The sequence below is a fragment of the Rhodovulum sp. DZ06 genome, from assembly GCF_050586345.1.
In the GTDB taxonomy this organism is placed as follows: Bacteria; Pseudomonadota; Alphaproteobacteria; order Rhodobacterales; family Rhodobacteraceae; genus JBOCEF01.
Window position 1 is genome coordinate 50,228 of record NZ_JBOCEF010000036.1, and the last position, 3,197, is coordinate 53,424.

The following is a 3,197-nucleotide window of genomic DNA, read 5'->3' on the forward strand; positions in this document are numbered from 1 at the left end:
AGCTTGATCGCCGCCAGCTGATCGTCGTCACCAGTCCGCCGAGTCTGACCGCCGCCGGCTGTTCGCCGGGGTCTGACCGCTGGCGCCCGATCGCCGGGGCCCGAGGCGCGTCGCCAACCGCCCGTCGGCGGCGGATGGCGCTCCAGGCGTCGGGGCAGGCGTCCCGGGCCATTACATGACCCGGCGCGCGGGGCGGCCGATGCAGGACGGCGTGGACAGAGCGCGCCCCGCGCGCCAGCCCCCCCCCACATGGCCATCCACGCAGACGCCTCCCGCCGCCGCTCCGTGGAAGCCTTGGACGCTTTCGACCGACGAATTCAACCGCGCCCCCGACGCCTCGCGACCTGTCGGAAGGGGGGCCTGGTCGGCGCCGCCTGGCGCGGCCGCGGAAGGCGAGGGGGAAAACGCCGACGCCCGGCGCGAGGCCGGGCGTTCGAGCGTGGCGGTCGTCCCGCCGGATCGGTGATGGCGCCGGGCCGGAGCGTCGCCGGAAGGGGGACGGCGTCGGCGGCGCGCGGACGGTCGTCCCGCCGCCGTCTCCCCGCCATGGTCCATCTCACCGTGGTTCACCCCGCCGCCGCGTCCCCGCCAGTGATCCAACCCACGGTGGTCCAACCCACGCCGGTCCACTTCGCGCTGGTCCGCCCGGTCGTTTCGCCCTGTCGCCGCGGCGCCGTGCTGGGCGACCCATTGCGCCGCCGTAGTGGCCGCCGTGCTGGCCGCCGCGCCGCCGCCGCCGCGCGGCAGTCGCGCCGCCGCAGGGCTCCACGGCCGCAGGGCTCCGCCGCGGCGTTCCGGGCGGCGGGCCGCCCATCTCGGTCCGGAAAGGGGTGGGGCGTCAGCGGCCCGGGGCGCGGGCGCCGGCGAAGGCGGCCTGCGCATAGGGATGAAGCTCGGCTTCCTCCTGCCGCTTGCGGACCCGGGCGTCGTCATCGTCGCCATCATCGGAGAGCCGGTGCGCGGCCAGCATCGCGCCGCCGACGATCCCGGCCGCACCGACCAGGGAATAGGCCAGGAACGCGCCCAGCACGCCGCCGCCGAGAACCAGGGTCCCGGCCGCGGCCGAGGCGCCGACGATGAAGCCGACGGTCAGGGGGGGCGCGACGCCGATGTCCATCTCAAGCACTCCTTCCACTCACTCGGCGTCTTGATACCGCGCCAGCATTTCGGAAAGGTGAAGTCGGGGACGTATTTCTGGTTAAAAATTGGTGTTTCAACGACTTGGAAGATACCCGGGGCGGGGGGCGGCCACCGCCGCCGCCGCCCGGCCCGGGCCGCCGGTCAGGCGTTGAACAGGAAGTGCAGCACGTCCCCGTCGGCGACCTCGTAGGCCTTGCCCTCGGCGCGCATCTTGCCATTTTCCTTGGCGCCCTGCTCGCCCTTGAAGGCGATGTAGTCGTCATAGCCGATGGTCTCGGCGCGGATGAAGCCGCGCTCGAAATCGCCGTGGATCACGCCCGCCGCCTGCGGCGCCTTCGTGCCCTTCGAAATCGTCCAGGCGCGGGCCTCCTTCGGGCCGACCGTGAAATAGGTCTGCAGCTCCAGCAGCTCGTAGCCCGCCTGGATCAGGCGGTCGAGACCGGGGGTCTCGAGGCCCATTTCCTCGAGGTATTCCGCGGCGTCCTCGTCGGCGAGCTGGCTCAGCTCCTCCTCGATGGCGGCCGAGATCACCACGCAGCCGGCGCCCTGGGCGGCGGCCATCTCGGCGACCTTCGCCGACAGCGCGTTGCCCTCGGCGGCGGCGCTTTCCTCGACGTTGCAGACGTAGAGCACCGGCTTCGAGGTCAGCAGCTGCAGCATCCCCCAGGCCTTCTCGTCCTCGGCGTCCACCTCGACCGTGCGGGCCGGGCGGCCGTCTTCCAGCGCCTCTTTCGCCGCGCGCAGCAGGCGGTCCTGCGCCACCGCCTCCTTGTCGCCGCCGCGCAGCTTGCGCGACAGGTTGGCGAGGCGCCGCTCGATGCTGTCGAGATCGGCGATCATCAGCTCGGTCTCGATGGTGTCGGCGTCGGAAATCGGGTCCACGCGGCCCTCGACATGGGTGACGTCGTCATCCTCGAAACAGCGCAGCACGTGGGCCACAGCGTCCACTTCGCGGATATTGGCGAGGAACTGGTTCCCGAGCCCCTCGCCCTTCGAGGCGCCCTTCACCAGGCCCGCGATGTCCACGAAGGTCAGGCGGGTTGGGATGATCTCCTTGCTGCCGGCGATGGCGGCGAGGGCGTCGAGCCGCGCGTCCGGCACCGCCACCTCGCCCACATTCGGCTCGATGGTGCAGAAGGGGAAGTTGGCGGCCTGCGCCGCGGCGGTGCGGGTCAGGGCGTTGAACAGGGTGGACTTGCCGACGTTCGGCAGGCCGACGATGCCGCATTTGAAGCCCATGAGGCCCTCCGGGGAAGCGCGTGAAAGATCCGCGCTGCGGATGGCACGCGCACGCCCGGGGGTCAAGGCCCGGGGGGCAGGGGCGGGTGCGCCGCGGGGGGGCGGGCCCCAGCCTCGCGCGGGCGGGGGCGCTCGGCGCGCCGCGGGGGGCCTCAGCCCTCCCGGCGCGGAACCGGCGGCGCGTCGCGGGCGGCGAGGACCAGCACCACCCCCAGCAGCACCGGGATCCAGGCGATCGCGATGACCAGGAACCAGGACAGCAGCGAGCCCCCGGCGGCGAGGATCCACACCACCCCGTCTCCTTCCATGTCCGCCAGGTCGAAGGCGGCGATGTCGGCGGCGAAGGCCACCGGCAGCAGCGGCAGGAACAGCGCCGAGACGCCCGACAGGATCAGCCCCCGCCCCAGCGCCCGCAGCACCCGCCCCGAAAACGCGGTGTAGAGCAGCGTGAACAGCGCCCAGGCCGCCGCGCAGACCATCAGCGCAATGCCGTAGGCGGGGGGCTGCGTCGCGTCCGTGCCCCGCTCGGCATGGGCGGCGGCCATCACGATGTAGGGCGCGGCGATCAGCGCCGCGGCCAGCGCGCCGATCACGAGGTTCACCGCGAAACGCAGAAGAAACATGGGTCGTCTCCGGGGCGATGCGGCGGGCGGGGCGAAGCGGCGGCGCCCGGCCCGCCTCCCCGCGCGACGCCCGCAAGCGGGTGGGAGAGGGGTGTGGGGGGGGGGGGGGGGGGGGGGGCCTCCCCCCCCCCCCCCCCCCCCCCCCCCGCACCCCCCCCCAACCCCCCCCCCCCCCCCCACAACCCCCAAACCAAA

General features: G+C 73.6%; 3 protein-coding genes. All 3 read right to left on the minus strand.

Annotated elements, in window-relative coordinates:
• Nucleotides 1–838: 838 nt before the first annotated feature.
• Complete coding sequence (locus ACQ5SO_RS15165) at nt 839–1,135, minus strand: hypothetical protein (protein ID WP_430942461.1); 297 nt, start codon at nt 1,133–1,135, stop codon at nt 839–841.
• 146 nt (nt 1,136–1,281) lie between these two features.
• Nucleotides 1,282–2,379 (minus strand): redox-regulated ATPase YchF, encoded by a 1,098-nt coding sequence (ychF, locus tag ACQ5SO_RS15170; RefSeq protein WP_430942462.1) that lies wholly within the window; start codon nt 2,377–2,379, stop codon nt 1,282–1,284.
• A 152-nt stretch (nt 2,380–2,531) separates the two neighbouring features.
• Nucleotides 2,532–3,002 (minus strand): hypothetical protein, encoded by a 471-nt coding sequence (locus ACQ5SO_RS15175; RefSeq protein WP_430942463.1) that lies wholly within the window; start codon nt 3,000–3,002, stop codon nt 2,532–2,534.
• Nucleotides 3,003–3,197 lie beyond the last annotated feature (195 nt).